Here is a 16,283-nt window from a genome sequence, read left to right on the forward strand (position 1 = left end):
ACTTACTTCAATGCATCTTCAACAACTGGGTAATGATCCCATACTTGTTTATCGCTCACTGAACGAAGTAACTTGATGTATTCAGCGTGAGTCCAAGCAAGCGGTGTTGCCGAGTTTGTGCCCTCACCTAACTGATAACCAGCTTTATTGTTACCTACGCCATCCCAAACTTGTTCAGGTAACATCATGCCTTCATTGGCAAAAGCTTCCATTCCTTTTACGTAGGTGTCTTTAATCGCTTGTTGCTTCATCGCATCTAGGCTATTGGTTGCGTTTGCCGCAGCGATTTCATAGTGACCACGCTCACCTGTGAAAAACGGCCATACACGCCCACGTTGACCAGGGGTGTTGTTACCACCTTCAGCGTAGTTGTTACCTGTCATTTGGTCTTCACCGTAACCATCGTTACCATAGCGGCGGTAGCCTGGGAATGAGCCCGAACCATCAGCAAAGTTAAAGGTATAGCGTACTTGAAGGTTATCAACTAAAGTTTCGTCATCATACTCTGGTAATGTTTTTACAATGCTCGGAGCAAGTGCATCACGTACACCATAGCGTACAAGCTCTAAGAAACCACCATCAAGGATTTGCTTTTTGTCAAAGCCTTCACGACCGTTATTGGCGTTAAGTGTAGTTGATGAGTTTGGATCTTTGTCTTGACCGATACGAATGAAATATTCACCATCGCTGTTTTCAGACTTAAGGTTACCTTGAGTCGTAAACATCGTGCTTTCAATTTCACTGTTGTAGGTTTTAGCCGTTGCTAGGTAACGCTCTGCATTTTTAGTGTCACCTGCTTTTTTAGCAATATCAGCAGCTGTCACTAGACCTGCAACAACCGCAGCTGTTGTTGATGGGGAAAAACCATTTTGTTCTTCCCAGCGCTCTTGTTGCGTTGCTGGAGGTGTAATTTGCGTGTCGTTCCAAAGAATTTTGGCAAGGCCACCATCAACCAAGAAATCAGCAGCTGGTTTTAACATTTTGCCATACCAATCTGTCAGCTCTTGATCGCTAAGTACGCCTGCTTGATGAAGTTTCCAAGCTAACATAATTGGCATTGCTGTTTGGTCAAGCTGTACACCTACCCACTCAAGTTCACCATCAACATGTGTCTTTTGTAAGAACCAGCCAGTGTCACCACCATTGCCTGGTGTGTTATCTGTTACTTGTACTTTTTCTAGATACTCAAACGCCGTTTTAGCAGTACGTGCATCACCCATGGCCATAAATGCCATTGCAACTTGATAGAAATCACGAACCCAAACCGCTTTATAACCGGTAGAACCTGTTTTAGCCGAAACCGTTTCACCCCAAGGGTTAGAAAGTGACGCAATTAAAGCACCTGCATGAGTTTTATCTTCTTGCGCTTTTAACACCATAGCACTGGTATAGAGCAGCTTACCATTATCAGCAGTGCTGTTAGTTAATGTGCTCAAAGGTTCAAGGCTTGATAAGTAGTCTTGCCAACCAATGGCAGCACCTTCACCGTTATATGCAGCAAGCACTTTTTGATAGCCTTGGTTTAAACTTGCTTGACCTTCTTTTAGGCTTGCAACTTCAGATTTACCAAAGCTTAAAGCTAAATCAAAGGTGGTGTTTTTTGATACTTCGCCCAGCTCTGCAAGTAAGCTTACATTACCCGACTTATCACCGGTAATTTGGTAAGTAGTTGGTAATGATTGCGATGCTCTCAACTCTTTTAAGCCATCACTTACACCCGTAAAGCCAACGCTTGCTTGTTTGAATGGTTGAGCGGCTTGTAAAGATAAAAAGTTATCATCTTGCCAAGCAACTAGACCCTTGTCAGTCACTTTTGCAAAATCATCTAAGCCATTGTTATCGATATAAGGATTCACATTAACGTAGGCTTTCACATCTTCAAGGTCTGTATTAAATACACTACGAACAAACAGTGTTTGCCCGTTAGGATCTGTAAAGATATGTTTTTCTAAGGTGAAACGACCTTGCTTGTCTTTACTTACTACTTTGTACGCAAGCGATAATGGGCGACCTGCGTCATCTTTATATAAATAATCAATGCTTACATCCAGATCATCGTTCTCTGTTACGGTAAAATCTTTACCAACGACAACAAATTGCATATCTTTGATTTGTGCTTGGTGAATTAAACCAAACATGGTTTCTGTGATCATGCCTTTAGCAATTGAAAACCAAACTTTTGATACTTTGCCGGTAGCAGCTGCGTCGCTATAGTGACCGTCTTGGTATTGCTCATAAGAGGTACCAATACCTGTTTTACCAGAGTATGCCCAAAAAGGCTCAACACCCGGTGCACCCGGTGCAGAAACTTGGTCTACCGCTATATTTGCTGATTGTTCTGAACTACAAGCTGTTAAACCTAATGCTAAAAAGCTTGCTGTAATTAGATTAAATTTTTTCATTGTGTGTCCTTATTATTGTTGCTTAACGCGCAGTACGGCGACCGCTGCTAGTACGAATGACACTGCACCTAGCACTAACGCATAAATCGGTTGATTATCAAAAAGGTGGCGTAAAATTAGGCCTAATACGCTTGCCGCTAAAAGCTGCGGGATAACAATAAAGAAGTTAAAGATACCCATGTACACACCCATTTTCTTACTTGGTACTGAGGTACTTAACATTGCGTATGGTAAAGAGAGAATTGACGCCCAAGCAAAACCAACCCCAATCATTGGCCAGATCAGTAAACTTGGATCTTTAATAACAATAAAGCTGACCAGCCCTAATGCACCTAACACTAGGTTGATAGCATGGGCCATTTTTAGTCCCACTTTTTTAACGACAATCGGAATACACAGTGCTGCAATGGCAGCAAAGCCATTGTAAGCGGCAAATAACACACCAACCCAATCCGCACCATTGTTGTATGCAAGTGAGCTTGTATCACTGCTGCCATAGTGGAAACTTGTTACCGCCGAGGTGGTATAAATCCACATTGCAAACAATGAGAACCAGCTAAAAAATTGTACCCAAGCTAATTGCTTCATTGTTTCTGGCATAGTGAATACATCATTCACAACTTGATAAAAGCCACCACTGGTTGCATTTTTAGCTTTTAGAGCACCGGCTATAAATTGAATAACACCAAAACTAATCAAACCACCAGCAAGCAAATAAAGCTCTTTTTCAAGAGATAGACCTGTAACAATTCCAAGAACGACAAGGCCAAGAACCGTAAAAATTGCAGCCCCTTTGTTAAAATTCACATCGCTTTGAACATCGCTCGAGTCATTGCTTTGCTCTTGCTCATGAAAACTTTCTAGCTCTTCTGGGGAATATTCTTTAGTGGTAAACACAGTCCAAAACACTGCAATAATTAAAACTACTGCACCAAAGTAAAACGAGAATTTTACAGAATCTGGGATTTGTCCAGCTGGTGCTGTATTGGCAATATCGAACCAGTTAGTCATCATCCAAGGTAATGCCGACGCGACAACCGCACCGATACCAATGAAGAAACTTTGCATTGCATAACCAGTTGCACGTTGCTTTTTAGGCAGGTTATCACTAACAAGTGCACGGAATGGCTCCATGGTCACGTTAATTGACGCATCCATGATCCATAGCATACCCGCTGCAATCCAAAGGCTTGGTGAGTTAGGCATAACGAATAACGATAACGTTGTTAGAATAGCCCCATAAAAAAAGAACGGACGACGGCGACCTAACTTATTCCAAGTTTTATCGCTCCAATAACCGATGATCGGTTGTACAATAAGACCTGTAAGAGGCGCTGCAACCCAAAGGATTGGAATGTCATCAACATTGGCACCTAAGGTTTGAAATATACGGCTCACATTACCGTTTTGTAATGCAAAGCCAAATTGGATCCCTAAGAATCCAAAACACATATTCCATATTTGCCAAAAGCTTAGCGTTGGTTTGTTATTATTCATAATCAGCCTTTAGAGTAAATACTGCACTGCTTAAACCATTCATTTGTAATTGAATTGGCCCATTCGTTGTTGCCTCAGAAATCACAATGTCGGCATGATTTTCTAGGTTATCAGTTAACGTTAAATCACTGTGGTTAAGCTTAGGTAACAACGCTTGGTTAAGGTTAAGCTCAACATTTTGTGGGTTCTCTGAAAAGTTACTTACTACAAGCACCAGTTGTTGGCCAAGCTTACGCGTAAAAGCAATGACTTGCTCTGAACCCGTCAATTCAACCGCTTGCATGTCACCACCAACAATGGCAGGAAGCGTGTTTAACGACATTAACTTAGTGTAGTAAGCGCGTAGATCAGCTTGCTGCTTTGAAAGCGCACCACCATCGAATTTACCATTATTCATCCACGCTTGATGCGCAGGTACACCCATGTAATCGAAGATACTTGTGCGGGTTGGGTCGCCAAAGCCACCATCTTCAGAGCCATCTTCACCGACAGCTTGACCAAAATAAAGTAATGTTGGCGAACGCGACATTAGTGTAGAAACCACCATAGCCGGCTTACCTTTTTCACTGCTGCCAGCGAAATCTGGGCTAGCAATACGTTGCTCATCATGGTTTTCTAAAAAGTGCAGCATGTGCTCTTCAATATCAGCCACTTGGCTTTGGATATCGAAAATAGTATCCGCTGATTGCTTGCCTTGCATCACAGCTTTAACTGTGTCGTAAAAACCGACTTTGTCGTAAAGGTAATCCATCTTACCTTGCTGGATATATGGGCGGTAAAGCGTTGGGTTATAAACCTCAGCCAAAATAAAGGCATCGCTTTTTTGCATCTTGATTGATGAATTTAAAAAGCTCCAGAACTCAACAGGCACCATCTCTGCCATATCATAACGAAAACCATCGACACCTTTATCTAACCAATAAAGCGCGATATCGCGGAATTTATACCAGCTATTTGGTAGCTCTTTATCTTGCCAAAATGCGTAGTGCGCACGGTAATCTTTATCAGCGTAATCAGCAGGTAGCGTCGGGAAATCGTAGCTGCCATCTGGCTTCACGCCGTAATTAATTTTAACTGTTTCGTACCAATCATTGATGTCAGGTTTAGCTGCACGTGCCCCATTACCCGTCCATTTTGCTGGTGTTTCAGCAAACTGATTATCTGCTAGAGGATGCGGGTTACCACCTAACACTTGGTAGCTATCGCTGGTAGGAACTTGAAATGACTGCCCTGTTACATAGTAAAAGTTATTATCGCGAGCATAAGTTTTCGTCGTGTCATCTTCAGCACCAAAATCTTTAACACCTTCAGGCTTTGCGACCGACTCATAGTTACGCGCTACATGGTTTGGCACAATATCAATAACAACTTTCATACCGTGCTCATGAGTACGATTGATTAGCTCTTCGAACTCTTCTAAGCGGCGCTCAGGGTTAATTGCTAAATCAGGATTAACATCGTAATAGTCTTTCACTGCATAAGGTGAGCCTGCACGGCCTTTTACAACATCAGGGTCATCTTGTGACAAACCGTATTCGGTATAGTCAGTTACTAAAGCATGACGCGGTACACCTGTGTACCAAACATGTGTTGTACCTAGCTCTTTAATGCCTTGTAATGCAGCATCATTAAAATCAGCGAATTTACCTACTCCATTTTCTTCTAATGTACCCCACGGTTTATTGGTGGTATTTGTATTACCAAATAATCGAGTGAATACTTGATAAACCACAGGCTTAGAGATAGATGCTTGGCTCGATTCTGATTGCTGCTTTTGCGTGTTCTGCTGTACTGGCGCATCGTTACCACAGGCAGTTAAACCTAAAACCGAAGCCACTACTAACGCAGTTAGTTTGTATGTTGTCATCATTACTTCATTTTTCTGTAAATATCAGTTAATACTAATGTTAAGGGCTGCATACGGACAGTAAATGCATACGTATTCAGCCTATTAGTTGCAATTATTCAAGCTCGATTAAGCGTGCTTGCATAGCTTTTAAGCGGATTGGCTCTGCAAGTTCAACGCGTTTTTTGCTGATTAAATCGCGTCCTTTATTATTGCCTTTCAGCACTTCTTGCATGTAGCTTAAATCCCAATCAATAGCTTGTTGGTTTTTGTTAAGAACGACCAATACAGTTTGGCCATTATGCTCTCTCACATAGCTGTAAACGCCTTGCTTTGGTGAAAAATGCATTAAACGACCTTCACTTAGCGCTGGTTTTTCTAGGCGCAGCTTAAGCAGTTTTTTAATGGTACTTAACATCTCTTGCTGATCAGTTGAAAGGCCTTTGCCTGTGAATGCATTTGTTTTTTGACCCGTAAACCCACCAGGGAAGTCAATGCGAATATCACCGTGGTCATTACTTGGCGTGTTATCAAGCAAAAGCTCTGTACCGTAATAGATTTGTGGAATACCGCGAGTTGTTAACAGCAGCGTCATGGCTAATTTAGTTTTTGCGAGGTCTTGACCAAGCTCAGTGTAAACACGGCTCATGTCATGGTTATCAGCAAACACTAAAATGTTATCTGTATCAGCATATAAAAAGTCATTCGCCAGCGATTGATATACTTTTATCCAACCTGTATTCCAGCTTTCTTCTTCGTTAAGTGCTTGGATTAATGCTTCTTGTAATGAAAAGTCCATCACACTTGGTAAATCAGAGGTATATCCATCTTGATTGACTTTGCCGCGCTGCCAATAAGATGCAATTGCCGGGTTGGTTGTCCACTCTTCGCCAACAATATTAAAGTTTGGATACTCGGTCATAATCGCTTTAGTCCAATCGGCTAAAAACGCTTTATCTGAGTATGAATAGGTATCAACACGAATGCCGCTTAAGTTGGCGTATTCAATCCACCAAATGGCATTTTGAATCAAATAAGTTGAGAGTAACGGCTGGCGCTGATTTAAATCAGGCATCGACTCAACAAACCACCCATCATTAAATTGACGTTTATCGTATTGGCTGGCATGAGGGTCTTGAATTGTTTGTCTGGCGTGGCTTGTGGCATTTTTACCGTTTTCAAACTTGCCATCAAAGTTAACCCAATCTACTGTTGGCATGTCAGCCATCCACTGATGCGATGAACCAAAGTGGTTAAGTACCATGTCCATCACTAAGCCGATACCATGCTCTTTCGCTTCTGCTGATAAGGTTTTATAAAGCGCATTACTGCCCATACGCGGATCAACCTTGTAGAAGTCAGTAATAGCATAACCATGATAAGAATAACTTGGCATGTCATTTTCAAGCACAGGTGTTAACCAAAGTTGCGTTACACCTAAGTCCTCAAGATAATCTAAGCTATTAATAACACCTTGAATATCACCGCCATGACGACCTCCTTTGAAGCTCGGATTTGCAGCCTCCTGCATACCTGCAACGCTGTCGTTACTTGGGTCACCATTTACAAAGCGATCAGGATTGATTAAATACAGCGTATCTTTGTTTGTAAAGCCATCGCGGTTGGCACTTTGCTTATCTCGAGCATTTAATGGGTAAGTAAACGTTGTGCCATCTTCAGCTTTAAAAGTCAGTTTTCCCGGCTTTGTATTATCGCTGATGTTTAAATCTAAAAAAGCGTAGTTAGGGTTATTTGTTGTTGTCACCCCTTTAAACTCAACGCCCTTGTAAGGCATCATTTGCCACGCTTTGTTAGCAATATTGTTATCGTAAAGCATTACTTGCAAAGAATCGTTTTGCATTCCAACCCACCAATTTTCTGGTGAAGCGGTAAGTGCAAAACTCGCTGTCGAGTTAAAAATAGTAAATGCGGTCGTTAACGCTAAAAATGTCTGTGTTTTTTTCATAATTAATTTTGTACTTTTTCTAAAAATTGACTGTGACTCGGTAGCTGCTCTACGGTGTTATTAATCAACGTTTTTAAATTACTAAATAACTCATTTAACTGCTCATCAGATAAGGCATCAGTTAATGGATGATGATCGTCTGCAATAAGACCTTGCCCTATCATGACTTGCTGCCAAGCAACTTCAGCAAATAGCTCTTCGTCTTCTCTTACGAGCTTGCCGCTGGATTTAAATAGCTCAATTTTATTTTTAAGACTGCTTGGAATATCCATGCCTTTGCAAAAACGCCAAAATGCAGTGTCATCACGTTCAGTTAGCTTGTAATGAAGGATAATAAAGTCACGAATTCGCTCAAATTCTGTTTTACTTTGTTTATTAAATTCATCAACTAAGCTTTGCTTAATACCTTGATGAGGAAAAAACTTAATTAAACGAATGGCTGCACTTTGAATTAAATGAATACTAGTCGATTCTAAAGGCTCTAAAAAACCACTCGATAAGCCAACCGATACCACATTTTTATGCCACTGCTTTAAACGACGCCCTGTTTTAAATTTAATAATACGTGGCTCTGTCAATGGCTTAGCTGGTAAGTTGTCCAGAAGCTGTTGTTTAGCTGATTCATCAGATAAGAAACGAGACGAATATACAAGGCCGTTTCCTACACGATGCTGTAATGGAATTTGCCATTGCCAACCAGAGTCTTTTGCAATTGACCGTGTATAAGGAATTGCATCCGTAGCGGATTCACTTTGCACTGCAACAGCACTATCACAAGGTAGCCAGTGTGACCAATCTTCAAAACCTGTATTGAGTGTTTGTTCTATCAATAAGGCACGCAGGCCTGTGCAATCAATAAATAAGTCGCCATCTATTTGCTTGCCATTTTGCATCAGCAAAGAAGAAATATATCCGCTTTGATGGCATTGATTAATCGATTCAATTTTGCCTTCGATACGTTTTACGCCCCGTGATTGCGCTAATTCTTTTAAGAACTCGCCATATCGTGTGGCATCAAAGTGATAAGCATAATGTAAGCCTGCTAATTGGGTATTAGGAATATGACTAAGGTGGGAAAATTTATGTGCTTTTGCAGCTTGGTAATTAAGTGAGAAATCCCAAAAATCAGGCGCGTTTTGTGTTTGATTTGCTTTTAGCCAAAAATGATAAAACTCACAAAACGGAAAGTCTTTACCTATCTCACCAAAGGCATGCATATAGCTATGGCCTTGGCTGCGCCAATTTTCAAACTCGATACCTAGTTTAATCGTTGCGCCAGTGGCCTTTATAAATTCTTTTTCAGAAATGCCAAGCGCACCATTTAGATGCAAGATAGGTGGAATGCTCGCTTCGCCTACACCAACAGTGCCAATTTCTGCTGATTCAATAAGCGTGATATCAAGCACTTTCCCAAGTACTTTATTAAGTAACGCAGCGGTTATCCAACCAGCGGTACCACCACCGGCAATCACTACCTTTGTAATTTTTTTTGATTCCATAGTACACCAAACGCCAAATTCAATTCATTGAGTGTAGCTCACTGATATAAAAAAGCCCTTGTAAAACAAATCACAAGGGCAATTTTCTATCGCTGTTTTAGCTAATTACAGCTTATAGCTGAAGCCTAACAGGAATGTACGACCGTAGTCTTGGTAATCACGTACTTGAAGTGAGTTATCACCTTGTAGTGATGTAAACGGCTCTTCAGTGATGTTTTGCACTTGGAAAGTGACAGATAAACCGTCAAGGCTCTCTACACCACCTTCGCTGAAGTCATAACCAATTTGAGCATCCCAAATTGTTTCGCCTTTAATATCAACTTGTGTAGTAGCAAAACCTAAACCGTATACGTCACCTTTAAAGTCGCTACGCTTACGCATGCTGGTACGCGCTTGGAAACCATTACGCTCAAAGTAAACTGTTAAGCTATCGATTTGATCAGATAGGCCAGGTAGCTCATAGTCGTTACCATTTTGGTCAGTTAAGTCTTGCTCAACACCTGTATGGCTTGCGATTAGGCCAAAACCGTCTAAAGATTCGCTGAACATTGTGAACGGTAGTGTTAATGAAAGCTCATAACCCCAAAGGTCACCAGAACCACCATTTACTTTACCAGAACCAGTACCAGTTGAAGTCGCAGGGATTTCACCAGTAGACGGGTCAGCTACACCACTCATATCAATTTCATAAGTACCATCGAAAATCCACTGAGTGATATCTTTGTAGAATACAGCTGCAGCGAAATAACCTTCTTCATGGAAGTAATTTTCGTAGCTTAAATCAAAACCAGTTGCTTCTTTAGGCTCAAGCTCTGGGTTACCACCAGATACACTCCAGTAGTTACCGTTTTCATCTGGTTGTTGATTATAAGATGCATTAACTGATGAGTTCATTTCGTCTAAGCGAGCACGAGAAATCGTTTTCGCTGCGCCGAAGCGTACAGTTTGCTCTTCATCAATTGCAAACGATAAATTGATGCTTGGTAAGAAGTGGCTGTAGTCATGGCTTACATCGGTCTCTGATACAACAACTAAACCATCAACAGTGTTTGCAGCAAAACCCTGTGAAGACTGTTCAGTTTTCACATAACGAACACCAATATTACCTGTTACAGGGATTGAACCCAGCTCAGCATTGATATCAGCTTGAGCAAAGAATGCTGTTACTTCTTCTTGTACAGTCCAAGATTGTGTTTTGTGCTTTGAATCAGTAAGGCTTTCTTGAAGAAGGTTATAATAACCATCATTTACTAAACCATTGGTATCATAAGCAACCATGTTACCCATGCCGATGAAATCAAGACTCGCTGTACCTAAGCGGTATTGCTCCGGGATTGATACCATGCCAGGGTTCGATAAAGAGAAGTCTTTTAATGTCATGAAGTAACCTTCCGACAACTTACTCTTTTCACGGTCACGGTATGACATACCAAATGACACTCGGCTGATGTAAGCATTATCAAGTACTTTGCTTGCAGCAAGTTTTAATGTGCTTAGTTCATCATTAATTTCTGGCGCATTAATAAAGCCATCTTGCGCTGTATTTTGATACTCAGTACCTGTTAAACCATACTTGTCATTAAGTGCAGCACTTGCACCCCAAGATAATGGGCCACCAAGTTGAATTAAGTCATAATCACTGTAATCAAGGTTATGACTAAATTGCGCGCCAGTGTTACCACCGTCAAACTCATAGCCGATTGTATCAGCAACACCATTCGCGTCACCACGACCTGTACCTGAGTAGCTTTCGATACTCCAAATTTGACGTTCAACTTCAGAACGGCTTACGTCAAATTCTACTGACCAATCATCGCTAATGTCATATTTTGCATTAAAACCAAACTGAGTGAGCTCAGCATTACGCTCTTCGTAGTCATTACGAACAACAACACGTTGGCCTTCTGTTACTGCACTAGTAATGAAACCAGTGTCAGCGTCAACAACTGCTGAACTTGGGTCGATTGAACCTTGGCCCCATGCGAATGGAACTTCTATACCACGTAGGATTTTTTCATCTGAGAAATCTACATATAAGGCATCAAATGTCATGTTTAAGCGATCAGTCGGCGCAGCTTCAATTACAAGCATTGCTGTATCACGCTCAAGAGTCGATGAACGTACAAATGGCTTAGCACCACCTAAAATTGAGTATGTATTGCCATCTTCACCCGTAAACTCAGGATAACCCCACGAGTTCCAACGTTTTTCTTGGTTTGGTGAGCTCATCGTGTTGTATGCAAATGCAACACCGATTGTGTCATCAGCAAATTGGTCAATGTATGAGAACGTACCGCGGAAACCTTGGTCGTCACCGTCTGGATTTAATTTATCAAAACCTGTTTGCTCATATTGACCGTTGAACATGATAACTTGTTCACCTTTACTTAAAGGTTTCACAGTTTGCATGTCGATTACACCAGCAATACCTTCAGCTTCAATACCTGCACTTGGTGTTTTGTATACCGTTACGCCACTCATAATTTCTGATGGATAAAGGTCAAATTCTACACCACGGTTGTCACCGATTGATACTTGCTCACGACCGTTGAATGTCGTTGCACTTTCGTTTTCACTGAAACCACGAACACTTACACGGCTAGCTCGACCGTCTAGGCGTTGTGCTGTTAAACCAGGAAGGCGTGCGATTGATTCTGCAATTGATGAATCAGGTAATTTACCGATATCTTCTGCAGAGATTGACTCAACAACTTCAGGAGTGAAGCGTTTAGTATTAATAGATTCTACAACACTGCCACGAAAACCTTTAACTTCGATAACTTCAACGTTATCGTTTTTCGCTTTTTGGTCTTCTTCTGCAGCATACGCTACAAAGCTATTTAAACCTGCGGCTGTTAAAGCCAGAGTTAATATACTTGGTTTGAACATAGACATGATGTTTTCCCATTACCCAAATTGTAATGCCAACGTGTTGCAGTTATTCATTAACATAATAGCTGAAATTCGCTGACTGATTTTGTTGTCGAATTGAATATTAACGCTCTGATTATTTTCTTAACAAATTTATGCATACGTATTCAGCGTAGCTCACCCTCACAAAAATTAACAACATTTTTACAAAACCAACCTTCAACCCACTGAATTTAAAGTGTTTAATGATTTTTACGTCTTAGTTAATAGTAATGAAACATTTTTGCTATATTTAAGAACCTAATTTGGTTACAGAAATGGATACTAAGCCATTTATCTCGCTTAAATAGCGACATGACGCAATTATATTAGGAACAGACCTGCAACAATGATAATTGGTCTTACCAATTGTGATGGTGCACCATTCTGGTGTAATCCAGCTATTTTATGCACCAAGCTGGAGTTTTCATTTGTTGATAAGAGAAGGAATATCTAATTGGTAAGTTTTATTAATTGATATTCGAGTTGTTTACTTTTAAATCAAGTTAATGAATTTTACTGAGCACATAGATGAATTTGGCGTGCATACGTATGCAGAGTTTTTACAGTATCTCACCCTTCACGTATGCTTTTGACATTCCGGCAACATATTGCATTAACGGTTGCCTAACAGTTTACATACACTGAGTGTCACGATGGAGAAAAACATGGCTCAAAAGCAGTGGTATAAAGGTGCGGTTATTTATCAAGTTTACCCGCGCAGTTTCCAAGACACCAATGGCGATGGCATTGGTGATATCAAAGGTATCATTGATCGCATTGATTACATTAAAAGCCTAGGTGTTGATGCTATTTGGGTTTCACCTTTCTTTAAATCGCCAATGAAAGACTTTGGTTATGACATCAGTGACTACCGTGATATCGACCCATTGTTTGGTAACCTTGATGATTTTGATGAACTCATTGCACAAGCGCACCAACGTGATATTAAGATCATTATTGATCAGGTATTGAGCCATACCTCTGATCAACATCAATGGTTCCTTGATAGCCGTGAAGATAAAACTAACGACAAAGCTGATTGGTATGTATGGGCTGATGCAAAGCCTGATGGCACACAACCAAATAACTGGTTATCAATTTTTGGTGGCCCTGCATGGCAATGGGAACCGCGTCGTGGTCAATATTACTTACATAACTTCTTTGCTGAGCAGCCAGATTTAAACTTCCATAACCCTGAAGTTCGTAAAGCAGTATTAGATAATGTTGAGTTTTGGCTTAAGAAAGGCGTTGATGGTTTCCGCTTAGATGCAATCAACTTTTGCTATCACGATGCTCAATTACGTGATAATCCAGCTAAGCCACCAGAGAAGCGTCAAGGCCGAGGCTTTAGCGAAGACAACCCATATGCGTTCCAGTATCACTACTACAATAATACGCAACCTGAGAACCTTAGTTTTATGCAGGACATCCGCGCCCTACTAAACAAGTACCCAGGCACAGTTGCTCTAGGTGAGATTTCATCAGAAGACTCACTAGCAACCATGGCTGAGTACACATCAGGTGGTGACAAACTTCATATGGGTTATAGCTTTGAGCTACTGACAAACGACTATAGCGCGGAATATATTCGTAATACAGTTAGCACTTTAGAGCAGCGCATGACTGAAGGTTGGCCATGTTGGGCATTTAGCAACCACGACGTTGAACGTGTTGCTAGCCGTTGGAGTCAAGGTGAAAAAATTGAGCCTCAGCAATGTAAGATGCTAACAGCCCTACTTGCTTCATTACGTGGCAGCGTATGTATGTACCAAGGTGAAGAGCTTGGTTTAGGTGAAGCTGAAGTTGCATTTGAAGACTTACAAGACCCATATGGCATCACATTCTGGCCAAACTTTAAAGGCCGTGACGGTTGTCGTACACCGATGCCTTGGGATGCAACGGATGCAGAGCAAGCTGGCTTCTCATCAGTAAAACCTTGGTTACCTGTGGGCGATGCGCACAAATCAGTTGCAGTAAATACGCAAGATCAAGATAAAGATTCGATTTTGAATGCCTACCGTGAATTTATGGCATGGCGTAAAGATAAAAACGTTCTCTTAGAAGGCGATATTGAATTTATAGATACGCAAGAGCCTGTGCTTGCTTTTTATCGAACGCTTAACGACACTAAAATGCTTTGTGCATTTAACTTGGCTGCGCAAAGTAGTGAACTGACAATCTCTGACTCTGTGTCTTCACAGCATACTGAGATCTCTCATCACACAGCTGAATTAAACAATAATACAGTCACTCTGCCCGGGTTCGGTTGCTTTTACGCAACCCTGAATTAAGAATCAGTTGTTAAAAACCAAGCCCTGCTATTGCAGGGCTTTTTTATGGAAGATTGCTATTAATGGTTCATGGTTTTACTATTTATGTAATCCGTTAGCGCAAATAACACCCCCGACACCACAAAAGTAACATGAATTAACACCTTCCAGAGTAACTCATCTGTGGAATGATTGTTTGAGCTGATAAACACTTTTAAAAGCTCGACAGCCGAAATAGCAACAATTGCACTGATCAATTTCATCTTAAGACCCGAGAAACCAACCTTACCCATCCAAACAGGTCGATCTTCGTGATTTTCTATATTTAACTTTGAAACAAAGTTTTCGTAACCACTGAAAATGATAATAAGCAAAAGCCCTGCTAGTAGCGCAGTGTCAACTAAGGTCAAAATGCCCACCAAAAGCTCTTGGTTTGACGCAGTGAACGTATTTAAGGCCATACTGTATAAGTATTTAAAGAACTTTAGCAGCAGTAATACCACAGCGACTAATAAGCCAATAAAGAATGGCGCTAATAACCAACGCGAGCGAAAAATAAAACTCTCAACAACGTGTTCTAGCTTGCTTGGTACTTTCTTTATTTTTGGATGAGTCACTTGTTCAGACATAACTTAATTCACTTTTCTTTTTAAAATTAGCGCGATAATACGTGTATTAGCTTCACCATTGCTAGCCTTAGAGGTAAAAATAGTGGTTATTTTTTGCTTATCTTTACGATAAAAAAATTTCGTTATCTTTTTTTGAAATTTAGTTTATAAATTCACTCAAGCAAAGTGAGATACACATTGCGCACCATTACTGTGCAATTGAGCCGGTAATAATTACTTTTGTTGATTAGGAATAATTAAATGAAAAAAGCATTGCTAGCACTAATTTTGGCACCTGTTTTAAGCGTGTCAGCAACGAATGCAATCGCTAATGAAGCACCAGAAGCATCAGCTGAAATGATCAAAGAATACACCGAAATGTGTTTAAACTGGGCAAAAGATGATGACATCAGCAACGAAGAATTAAAGCCATACGTATTAAAGTGTGTGAACGATGAGCTTGAAGCTGAAGGCTATAAAAAAGTAAAAGACGTACAAATCTAATTTTACGCCAGCTTAGAATATGGAAAACCGGAATGACACAAAGATGTGCGCTCCGGTTTTTTGTTATTAATTGCTGTAATAATCAGCGAATGCACTTAATAAAAATAATGACGAACCTATCATGAATAACACCACCCCCAATGTGGCATATTCTATAAATGCAGGTAAAAATAAGGTACTACCAAAGAAAAAGGCGCATGCTGATAATATATTTACCAACGCATTAACCCTAGGTGCGAGTGTAAACTTCATAATTATTCTCTACTCCGTTAACTCAGGGATAAAGTGAAACGCTTTAACGATACGGTTCCAACTATTAATCTCTAACACAATTGCCGTCAGTGCCACGACATCTTTTTCAGTAAATATTAAAGACACTTGGTTGTACACATTGTCTTCAACATGCTTATCAATGACATTTGTTAATGCTTCTGCCCAGGCTAATGCTGAAACTTCTTCCTCTGAGAACACTGGAACTTCACGCCAAGCAGCCAATACATCTAATCGTTGCTGATGCTCTCCATGGCGTCTTAACTCTGCTGAGTGCATATGCTGACAAAATCCACAGCCATTTATTTGCGACACTCTGAGTCTTACTAGATCTACAATCCTACTAGTTATTTTTGAATCTTCTGGTAGTGTGCTCAGTCCAGTTAAATGTTCAACAAGTCCTGGGTTAAGTGAATATACCTGCTGTTGGGATAAACGAGTTTGCATTATAAATCTCCTATCTTAATAATGGAGACAGAATAGCAACTGATTAAAAGCAAAGATTGGT

General features: G+C 40.6%; 11 protein-coding genes. 2 read left to right on the plus strand and 9 right to left on the minus strand.

Annotation, left to right across the window (positions count from 1 at the left end):
• Positions 1-2 precede the first annotated feature (2 nt).
• The 6 genes from HYD28_11565 to HYD28_11590 form a co-directional block, all read right to left on the minus strand.
• Entirely contained in the window at positions 3-2,402 is a 2,400-nt protein-coding gene (locus HYD28_11565; protein ID QLE09537.1) for a glucan 1,4-alpha-glucosidase, read from the minus strand.
• A 12-nt stretch (positions 2,403-2,414) separates the two neighbouring features.
• Positions 2,415-3,899, minus strand: a complete 1,485-nt coding sequence (locus tag HYD28_11570) for an MFS transporter (protein QLE09538.1) — start codon at positions 3,897-3,899, stop codon at positions 2,415-2,417.
• Positions 3,892-5,769 (minus strand): alpha-amylase, encoded by a 1,878-nt coding sequence (locus tag HYD28_11575; protein ID QLE09539.1) that lies wholly within the window; start codon positions 5,767-5,769, stop codon positions 3,892-3,894. The genes HYD28_11570 and HYD28_11575 overlap by 8 nt, the downstream gene beginning before the upstream one ends.
• Before the next feature lie 91 nt (positions 5,770-5,860).
• On the minus strand, positions 5,861-7,711 hold the full coding sequence (locus tag HYD28_11580; protein QLE09540.1) for a glycoside hydrolase family 13 protein: 1,851 nt from the start codon (positions 7,709-7,711) through the stop codon (positions 5,861-5,863).
• A 2-nt stretch (positions 7,712-7,713) separates the two neighbouring features.
• Positions 7,714-9,210, minus strand: coding sequence for a tryptophan 7-halogenase (locus HYD28_11585; GenBank protein QLE09541.1), 1,497 nt, complete (start codon positions 9,208-9,210; stop codon positions 7,714-7,716).
• A gap of 105 nt (positions 9,211-9,315) precedes the next feature.
• Positions 9,316-12,105 carry a TonB-dependent receptor gene (locus HYD28_11590; GenBank protein QLE09542.1) on the minus strand — a complete coding sequence of 930 codons (2,790 nt, stop codon included), beginning with the start codon at positions 12,103-12,105 and terminating at the stop codon, positions 9,316-9,318.
• Between the two features lie 683 nt (positions 12,106-12,788).
• Between HYD28_11590 and HYD28_11595 the strand changes: the two genes are divergently transcribed.
• Positions 12,789-14,414, plus strand: coding sequence for an alpha-glucosidase (locus tag HYD28_11595; GenBank protein ID QLE09543.1), 1,626 nt, complete (start codon positions 12,789-12,791; stop codon positions 14,412-14,414).
• 59 nt (positions 14,415-14,473) lie between these two features.
• Here the strand turns inward: HYD28_11595 and HYD28_11600 are convergent, their stop codons facing one another.
• Positions 14,474-15,022, minus strand: a complete 549-nt coding sequence (locus HYD28_11600; GenBank protein ID QLE09544.1) for a TIGR00645 family protein — start codon at positions 15,020-15,022, stop codon at positions 14,474-14,476.
• Positions 15,023-15,262: 240 nt separating this feature from the next.
• On the opposite strand from HYD28_11600, the gene HYD28_11605 reads away from it, so the two are divergent.
• On the plus strand, positions 15,263-15,505 hold the full coding sequence (locus HYD28_11605) for a hypothetical protein (GenBank protein ID QLE09545.1): 243 nt from the start codon (positions 15,263-15,265) through the stop codon (positions 15,503-15,505).
• A gap of 66 nt (positions 15,506-15,571) precedes the next feature.
• Here the strand turns inward: HYD28_11605 and HYD28_11610 are convergent, their stop codons facing one another.
• Together HYD28_11610 and HYD28_11615 are read right to left on the minus strand one after the other, a co-directional pair.
• Positions 15,572-15,757 carry a YrhK family protein gene (locus HYD28_11610; GenBank protein QLE09546.1) on the minus strand — a complete coding sequence of 62 codons (186 nt, stop codon included), beginning with the start codon at positions 15,755-15,757 and terminating at the stop codon, positions 15,572-15,574.
• Between the two features lie 9 nt (positions 15,758-15,766).
• Complete coding sequence (locus HYD28_11615) at positions 15,767-16,222, minus strand: carboxymuconolactone decarboxylase family protein (GenBank protein ID QLE09547.1); 456 nt, start codon at positions 16,220-16,222, stop codon at positions 15,767-15,769.
• Between the last annotated feature and the right edge of the window lie 61 nt (positions 16,223-16,283).

Origin of the sequence: Pseudoalteromonas shioyasakiensis, from assembly GCA_013391845.1 — a bacterium.
Lineage (GTDB): Bacteria > Pseudomonadota > Gammaproteobacteria > Enterobacterales > Alteromonadaceae > Pseudoalteromonas > Pseudoalteromonas apostichopi.

Coding starts and splice junctions, on each gene's coding strand:
- HYD28_11565 (QLE09537.1), bottom strand. CDS start 2,402: ATGAAAAAATTTAATCTAATTACAGCAAGCTTTTTAGCATTAGGTTTA.
- HYD28_11570 (QLE09538.1), bottom strand. CDS start 3,899: ATGAATAATAACAAACCAACGCTAAGCTTTTGGCAAATATGGAATATG.
- HYD28_11575 (QLE09539.1), bottom strand. CDS start 5,769: ATGATGACAACATACAAACTAACTGCGTTAGTAGTGGCTTCGGTTTTA.
- HYD28_11580 (QLE09540.1), bottom strand. CDS start 7,711: ATGAAAAAAACACAGACATTTTTAGCGTTAACGACCGCATTTACTATT.
- HYD28_11585 (QLE09541.1), bottom strand. CDS start 9,210: ATGGAATCAAAAAAAATTACAAAGGTAGTGATTGCCGGTGGTGGTACC.
- HYD28_11590 (QLE09542.1), bottom strand. CDS start 12,105: ATGTCTATGTTCAAACCAAGTATATTAACTCTGGCTTTAACAGCCGCA.
- HYD28_11595 (QLE09543.1), top strand. CDS start 12,789: ATGGCTCAAAAGCAGTGGTATAAAGGTGCGGTTATTTATCAAGTTTAC.
- HYD28_11600 (QLE09544.1), bottom strand. CDS start 15,022: ATGTCTGAACAAGTGACTCATCCAAAAATAAAGAAAGTACCAAGCAAG.
- HYD28_11605 (QLE09545.1), top strand. CDS start 15,263: ATGAAAAAAGCATTGCTAGCACTAATTTTGGCACCTGTTTTAAGCGTG.
- HYD28_11610 (QLE09546.1), bottom strand. CDS start 15,757: ATGAAGTTTACACTCGCACCTAGGGTTAATGCGTTGGTAAATATATTA.
- HYD28_11615 (QLE09547.1), bottom strand. CDS start 16,222: ATGCAAACTCGTTTATCCCAACAGCAGGTATATTCACTTAACCCAGGA.